Source organism: Spirochaetota bacterium (genome assembly GCA_017999915.1).
Classification (GTDB): Bacteria; Spirochaetota; UBA4802; order UBA4802; family UBA5550; genus RBG-16-49-21.
The window spans coordinates 334,115-342,193 of sequence record JAGNKX010000003.1 but is presented as its reverse complement, the minus strand read 5'-3'; the positions used below and the strand labels follow the sequence as shown (position 1 = coordinate 342,193).

The following is an 8,079-nucleotide window of genomic DNA, read 5'->3' as shown; positions in this document are numbered from 1 at the left end:
CTCATTGATAAGCCTCCACGATTGATGCCTGAAGAGAAGAATTGATTGATATGCGCCAGTAGCTCAGTGGATAGAGCAACGGCCTTCTAAGCCGTTGGTCGCTGGTTCGATCCCAGCCTGGCGCGCATTGTAAAACGCCCTTCCAGAATACCCTGTCAGCGTCGGGAAAGCCCTCGGCAGGAACCATTCATTGAGCATGAAACCACACCGCGGAACATCATGATTTGTCAGAGCCGGCTCCCTTCGACTTCCGGACGAAATTCTCAATGTCGCCGTGCATGGTATCCACCTTGTCGACTATCGATTTTGTCGAATCGGTGATCTGTATTATCTTCTGCGTGTTTATCTGCGACAGGTCGTTGATGGAGCCCACGGTCTTCGATATCTCCTCGATGGCGAGCTTCTGCTCGTTCATGGCGTCGGTGATCTGCTCTGACCTGATCTTCACCTTCGAGGCGTTCTCGTTGACAGACTGGTTCGCCATGGTCTGCCGGCTCATGTTCTGGGATATGACGGTGATCTTTTCCACGATCTTCTCTATATCGCTGATGATATAATTGATCTTCTCCACCGCGTCGCCGACGTTACGGTTCCCCTTGGCGATCTCGCTGTCATTGGTCCTGATCAGGATGTCGATGTCCTTGATTGAAGACGCCGTCTGGTCCGCCAGCTTGGATATCTCGTCGGCCACGACGGCGAAGCCCCGACCGGCGTCGCCGGCCCTGGCTGCCTCGATAGCGGCGTTGAGGGAAAGCAGGTTGATCTTGTCCGATATGTCGTTGATGATCTGTATGATGCCGGTCATCTCCTGCGAACTCCGGCTGATGTTCCCCATGCTCTCGTTCATGACCCGTAGGGACTGCTCGCCCGATTTGGCGTTGACCGATATCTGGTCGATCATGGTGAGGGCCTCCTCCACCAGGGCGTTCATGGTGACGATGAGCTCCGAGAGCTCTTCCATCGTATTCAGCAGGAACTCGAGGTTCTTGTACTGCTCGTCGGCGTTGTCCTTGACGCTGTCCACGCCGGTTGTGATCTCCTCGATGGAGGCGGTCACCTCCTCCGTCGCTGCCGCCTGTTCCTGGCTGTGCTGGGTGAAGTCCGAAATTGTGGAGGAAAGCCCCTCGATGTCGACCACCAGCGACCCCGATCCCACATCCAGGACTTCCCGGATGAACCGGTTCTGGTCCAGGTTCTTTTCAGCTTCCGACTTGGCGATCGATTCCGCGCGCTCGACCTCTTTTGCCATGTCAAAGAACTTGCGGAACACGACGCTCATGCAAAAGACTATCATGGTGGTGATGCCGACGGTAAAGCGCGAATGGCTGCTCCAGGGCGTCAGGTCGTAATACTGGCGGGTATAAATGAACATGATATCGACAAAGGCCCCGTAGATGGCCAGGATGAACCCGATAAAGGGAAGAAGGACATAGGCGAAGCGCCTGTATCGTATCATTTCATAGATAAAGCATACAATGGCGTACAGGATCATGATCCCGAGAAGGCCGTCCCGGGCCTGATACAGGGGGCCTTCCATGCCGCGCCCGTAGTCCGCCTGTATCTCATTCCATGCCTGCTTATGGATTGTCTGCGATATGAAAAGGTCTGGCATGGCAAAGGCAGCTATAATCATTACGATGCCAACGCCCAGGGTGATATACCCGAGGTACCGGTTGGCCCTTAACCATCGCGGCGTCAGCTCCGTGAGGCCCTGCACCAGGAGCGCTATGGCGAACATGAAAAAGGCTCCCGACAGCTGTTCGATGCGATGGAACTGCATCCCGATCCTGTGATCGAGGCGCCACATGCCGGCGGACAGTATCATCGATTCGGAAAAAACAAAGATAAACCCCAGCATGAACAAAATCATCATGGCCAGGTGGAGAGCCATCTTCGACCGCACATACATGTAGGTAAAAAGGAGCCAGCCAAGCAGGAGAATCCCTGAACAGACGCAAGGGATCAGCAGCTGCGACAATTCAATGGGAACTTTAAAATCAGTCATGATGGTTTCTCCGCTTCTATACTGCGTTATGTTTAACCTGTTATATTATTTGAAAAAGTAAAGTAAAAAACAGGGGGGATCAAAGCGGGTTGATTTTTCTATTTGTACAAACGTAAAAGAGGCCGGTTTTTGCCGGCCTCTTTTGTATAAATCAGCTTTTTACTACTTGTTATATTTCGGGTTCTTGAGCTGCTCCTTCATCTTCTTGAGGGAAACGAAGGGCATCTTCACGACTGTCATGTTGACAAGTCCCGATGGAAGGCTTCCGCCCGGATCGGCGAGGTTTTGATAGGTGACCTTGGTCTGAGTGGCGCTCACCGCCTCGAATACCCAGGCGCCGACCATCTTGGGCATGCGGACGATTCCCTTCCTGGCGGGAGCGGAGGGATGCTGAATGCCCTGGAACGAGCGTATGATTTTTTTGGGTGTCTGCACGACACGGGTCTGTATGACAACGTCCCTGTCGGAAACCAGGGGGGCCGTGACCACGTTATACTGGATCGGGTTTATGGGATCGTCTTTGATGACCTTCGATTCCTTGGTGTCGCACATCCAGTTAACCTGGTTCGGAACATCCATGATGACCCGGTTCACCACCGCCATCGGCGCATCCATGACGGTAACGCCGAGGAATTCCTTGAATTCGATCCCATCGACATCGCGCACGAACACCTGGATGCCTTCCGAGTTTTTCTTCAGCACCCACGGATGATCCTTTTTCACTTCGGCTTTCTTATCGTCTTTTGCCTTTTTTTCATCTTTCGCTGCGGCATAGAAAGGGATCACTGCAACCAGTGCGCATGCCGTCAACAGCGCCGTCAGTTTATGCTGATACTTCATCAACTTCCTCCTTCTTTATTTTATATAGCACCCTCCAGCATTTGCCTTAGGGATGTTATGCCATATGGCGGGACAACCAGAAACTCAACTCATGGAATATCGTTTTACGGCAGCAACGACTCAACTCACATGATTGGGAAAATATTAATATATAGTAAATATTATGTCAAAGTAAAAAAAATATTGGTCTCCATCCAATGACAAAAAGTTAATAAATTGGACGATAATCCAATTTTGCCGATTCCATACTCTGTACATATCAAGGACTTTTTGCATAACTACTTTTAAATAATTGACTTGTTGCATTACTACATATAATTAATCATATTTGCCCCCGCCGTCTTCGGCGGCGGGGGCAAATATCGTTGACTATTAAGTTTTGCAACAAGTCGAATATACTTTACCCCTTAATAAAAGAATCACTGAGTTTCTTATAACATCTTGACTTTCCTTGCCACTATCATACTATTTCCCGGAATCTGATCGACTGACATTTTTTTGCGGAGAGATAATTATGGAACAAATCAGGTGCAAGGCGTGCGGCCTCATCATTGATGAAGACAAGCTGGGAGACATCTGTCCGGCCTGCGGTGTGCCCCGGACTGCATTTGAACCCTACCGGGAGAACATCTCCAGGAAAAGAAAAACTATCCTTAATCTTAACCTTCACCCTATAACATTGCATTTCCCGCAGGCCTTTTCCGCGGTCATCCCGCCCTTTATCCTCCTCGGGGTTGCCATTGATCCCATGAAGGGTCGTGAGCTTATGGTTACCGCGCGGGCGCTCTCGATACTCATGCCCTTCACGGTGGCCGCGGCCTTCCTGTTCGGCCTCCTGGACGGCAAGACAAGGTTCAAGCGATTATCCACCCCCAGTCTTAAAATGAAAATAATAATCGCTTCGCTCCTTATGGTCTTGTCGACAGCCATGTCGGCGGTTGCCATTCTCTACGGGACCGGGTATCCCGGCAGGCTGTTTTTATTATTCCTGTCCATCGGCTGCATAACCTGCCAGATTTTCCTGGCCCAAATAGGGAAAACCCTCATAAACGCAAAGCTGCCGGGTTAAGGCCCTGGTTTTTTGCCGGCAGATATTTTATTATTGATTCATTATTTATCATAGTATATAATAGCCGGCCGAGGAGAACAATATGATAAAAAAAATCATAACAATCATCCGGTATTCGACGATTCTTGTGGCCCTCTCAGCCGTTGGGCTACTTGCCAGGGAAAACGCGGCTGCTGAAGCCGCCCCGCCGGACATCTCCGTATTCTGGGTGCTTCCCTTCATCGGCATCCTGCTCTGCATAGCCATCATCCCCCTCATAAACGCCCACTTCTGGGAAAAGAACCTCTGGTGGATATCACTGGGCGTTTTCTGCGTTCCCATGAGCATCATCTTCACGGTATTCATGGGCGAAAAGCTGAGGGAGCTGTCCTTCGAAAAGGCGCTGGACTATGTTTCATTCATCATCCTCCTGGCGTCGCTCTTCGTCATATCCGGCGGCATACTCATCAAGGGAAGCCTTTCGGGCACGCCCAAGGTCAACACCATCTTCATCCTTATCGGCAGCGTCATCGCCAGTTTTGTGGGAACCACCGGCGCGTCGATGCTCCTGGTGCGCCCCCTCATCAGGGCGAACCAGAGCCGTCAGAAAAAGGCCCATGTCATCATTTTCTTCATTTTTATCGTCAGCAATATCGGCGGTTCCCTGACGCCATTGGGCGATCCGCCCCTGTTCCTGGGCTACCTCCAGGGAGTGCCCTTTGAATGGACCTTCAGGCTTGCTCCGCAGTGGGCCCTCGCGTGTATCATCGTGCTGACCGTTTTTTTCATCATGGACACCTATCTATACCGGAAGGAATTCCCGGGCACATCCGCCGGCGCCGTCTCTGGAAACGGCAATACCATTTCCCTTGTAAAAAATGACATTTCGGCGGCCCTGAGCATCCTTGATATTAAGAATCTTATCCAGGAAAAGAGGATACGCATGGCGGAGTTAAAGAACATCCGGGGATTGTTGATGCGGGCCCTCCAGAGGCTGGAGGGAGCCTCGAACGGTGCAGCAGCGGGCGGCGAAGAGAAATTCGCCATTGACGGCAAGATAAACCTGATCCTTCTCGCCGGGGTTGTCATCATTGTTTTCCTGCAGGGGCTGCTGGTCAAACAGGTGTCATGGTGGCCGCGCTTCGGCTTCCAGGAATTCGGCATGGCCCTGCTCCTCGGCCTGTCCCTGGTCCTGACTCCATACAGAAGCGAGCTTCGTCAGCGGAACGGCTTCACCTTCGGACCCATCAAGGAAGTAGCGTACCTCTTCGCCGGCATCTTCGCGGCCATGATCCCCGCCCTCTATATCCTGGAGCACAAGGGGGCCGCCCTGGGCATAACCCAGCCGTGGCAGTTCTTCTGGGCGGCCGGCGGGCTCTCTTCATTCCTTGACAACGCGCCAACGTACCTGACATTCCTCTCGCTGGCGAAGGGCCTTAATCTTTCAAAAGATATAATCCTCAACGATGGAGGCCATGTTTCCACAGCGGTGTTGACGGCCATATCCTGCGGGTCCGTGTTCATGGGCGCCAACACCTACATCGGCAACGGCCCCAATTTCATGGTAAAATCGATCGCGGAGGAACAGGGAATCAAGATGCCGAGCTTTTTCGGCTACATGATCTATTCAATCGCCGTTTTGATACCAACGTTCATCCTGATAACGCTTATCTTCTTTATTTGACAGCTCTCACGCTGCGATCAAAATTAAAAAGCGCGGCTTCTAAACCGCGCTTTTTTTGTCACCGCCCCGGTTACGCGACCTTTACCCTGACGGCATTTTCCATAAAGTCCTTGTAGGGCGCCTCGATCCTGAGGAGGCCGTTATTATATTCAGCCTTTATATCCGCCACTCTGACCGGACAGCATAGTGACAGGGCCAGGGTATATTCGAGGTCATCCCTCGGCGCCGTCAGCGTAAAACTATCCTCCAGCATTTTCAACTCAATGTCCTTTTTGTCAACGCCGGGTATCGCTATCTCCAGGATAAGCGTTTTGTTGTCCTCACTGTTATAGGTACATATATCCGGTGAAACTTTTATTTTTTCCATGGCAGCACCTCGCGTTCATGTTAATGTGAATCAATAAATTACAATAATATAGCGACGCATCAAGGCAAAGGCAACAAAAGAGTTTAAGTTTTTTAGATTTTCCTTAATATTTTTCAGGAAAGGTTCAAACAAGGGCATGTTTTACGGGGATACGCGCTTGACTATCACAACCGTTGCGTCGTCATCACGGCGGAATTCTTCCAGGGCCCTGACGATCTCACCGAGGATGGCGTCAGGTGATTTGCCGCCGTTCCTTTCAAGCAGACCGGCAAGACGGTCCTGGCCGAACATGTCGATTTCCGGGGTCCGCTGTCCCAGCACCGACTCCCGGTTCCAGGCCTGGACCACGCCGTCGGTGTGGAGCAGCAACGCGTCGCCCGGTTCCAGCACCAGCGTTTCCGTGCTCACCTGGCCGCCGATGTCTCCGTACATGCCGATCCACACGCCGTCGGTTTCATGGGAGGTCACCGTTCCAGTCGCCCCATGGTAGATCAGCATGTCCTCGTGGAGGCCGGAAAACCGCAGCGTGCCGTCGCCGTGGACCGCTATGACCGTCAGCGTCATGTATTTGTCTTCCGCGAATTTCTTCATGTTCTCATGGAGGACGCCGTTCATGGCCGCGATGAGCCTGTGGGGCTCCACGTTCGGATCGTTCCTGAGCAGGGTCCGTATCGCCGTCTGCGCCATCATCATCACCAGGCCCGCGGGGACCCCGTGGCCGGAAACATCGCCTATGACCACCCAGTCGACGCCCGGGCAGTTGATCACATCGTAGTAATCGCCTCCGACCTGGGCGGCCGGGGCGATATGGACAGCCACTTCATAGTCCCGGATCACCGGATGCGCCGGCAGCAGCGAGGTCTGTATCTTTTTCGTCAGCTCCATTTCTCCCCATAGCTCGTCCCTGGCCTCTTTCAGCTGGTCGTTCATCGCCGTCAGCTCCTCAAGTGCCGCATTGAGCTCTTCGGTCCTCTCCTCGACCTTCCGCTCCAGGTTTTCCGTCAGGTCCCTGTTTCTACGCACGTAGGATCTCAGGGCTTCGGCTAGGAAGTTGACGTACTGGGTGATGACGCTGATCTCGTCGCGGGATATCATCGCCAGGTGCGTATCGAAATTTCCTCCGCGCATCTTCTCAAGGGTGCGCACGGTCAGCCGCATGCCGCGGCGTATCGTGATCGTCGATTCGTAGGCCGTGCTGACGATCGATAGGATCGACAGCACGACGATGAAGGTAATATGGAGCCGTATGTATTGAAAATGAATCAGCCCCGCCTGGGAGAGTACGAATAAATAACCGAAAACGACCGTAGGGATAATGATGATCGAACAGAGAATCAGGAGCATCTTGATGAAAAGGCTGGCGTGCCTGAACGTGCCGGGCTGCAGCATGACGGTGCTCAAACGATCATCCATGAGAACCCTCGCCAGAAAGTTCTCCGTTGTAAAATAGAAAAGGGTATAGCTCAGCGGGACGACGAGTATGATGGACAGGAGGTATTCGATATCGCCGAAAATCCCGGTTACACGGTACACGTAGAACGCGGCGATGGTCAAGCCGAGGAGCCATCTGAAAATTATCACGATCCCTTCATAGAGCGGGTATGCGAGGAGGCCCCGCTTGATACGCATCAGCTTTTCTTCGGAGAGGCTTTCCGATCCGGGACCATACAATGAGTTGAGCAATGGAAAGAGCCTTATAATGCGAAGGGGTATGCCGAACATCAGCACAAAGGGAACCGCCAGCACGGCGCCCACAACGATGATCATGACGTCCGGGCCCCGGTGGGCTCCGCTGATGACAACGAAATAGACGATAAGGGGGGTGACCATGAGGAAGGCGTACGTTTCCATCTTCAGCGAAAGCCGCACGATTATTGATATGGGTCGCGACATAGGGTATCCCCGGTCGGGGCTGCCTGCGGTCCTCCGCGGAGAGTCATTTCGGCAACCTGACCTGACATGATCAATGCATCAAGATATGATATCAGATGAAGCCGCAAATGAAAAATCAATTATTTTTTCCATGGACGGGAAAAACATGTCGGGAAGCATTGTGTATCCCAGGTAGCAGTCGTAAATCAGGGGGGCATGGGCATCCATAATTTTTCTTTACAAAAACATCCCCATCATACTAG

Annotated in this window: 6 protein-coding genes and 1 tRNA gene; 3 read left to right on the top strand and 4 right to left on the bottom strand. The window is 52.3% G+C overall.

Annotated elements, in window-relative coordinates:
• Nucleotides 1-52: 52 nt before the first annotated feature.
• Nucleotides 53-125, top strand: a tRNA-Arg gene (locus tag KA369_07105).
• A gap of 92 nt (nt 126-217) precedes the next feature.
• On the opposite strand, the gene KA369_07100 is transcribed toward KA369_07105, so the two are convergent.
• A complete protein-coding gene (locus KA369_07100) occupies nt 218-2,005 on the bottom strand; it encodes a hypothetical protein (protein ID MBP7735725.1) in 1,788 nt (595 codons plus the stop codon).
• 162 nt (nt 2,006-2,167) lie between these two features.
• Nucleotides 2,168-2,845: a hypothetical protein gene (locus KA369_07095; GenBank protein ID MBP7735724.1), complete on the bottom strand. Its 678-nt coding sequence runs from the start codon at nt 2,843-2,845 to the stop codon at nt 2,168-2,170.
• A 514-nt stretch (nt 2,846-3,359) separates the two neighbouring features.
• On the opposite strand from KA369_07095, the gene KA369_07090 reads away from it, so the two are divergent.
• Nucleotides 3,360-3,914, top strand: coding sequence for a rubrerythrin (locus KA369_07090; GenBank protein ID MBP7735723.1), 555 nt, complete (start codon nt 3,360-3,362; stop codon nt 3,912-3,914).
• Nucleotides 3,915-3,996: 82 nt separating this feature from the next.
• Nucleotides 3,997-5,577, top strand: coding sequence for a sodium:proton antiporter (locus tag KA369_07085; GenBank protein ID MBP7735722.1), 1,581 nt, complete (start codon nt 3,997-3,999; stop codon nt 5,575-5,577).
• 70 nt (nt 5,578-5,647) lie between these two features.
• Here the strand turns inward: KA369_07085 and KA369_07080 are convergent, their stop codons facing one another.
• Nucleotides 5,648-5,944 (bottom strand): Hsp20/alpha crystallin family protein, encoded by a 297-nt coding sequence (locus KA369_07080; GenBank protein ID MBP7735721.1) that lies wholly within the window; start codon nt 5,942-5,944, stop codon nt 5,648-5,650.
• A 141-nt stretch (nt 5,945-6,085) separates the two neighbouring features.
• On the bottom strand, nt 6,086-7,837 hold the full coding sequence (locus KA369_07075) for a PP2C family protein-serine/threonine phosphatase (GenBank protein ID MBP7735720.1): 1,752 nt from the start codon (nt 7,835-7,837) through the stop codon (nt 6,086-6,088).
• Between the last annotated feature and the right edge of the window lie 242 nt (nt 7,838-8,079).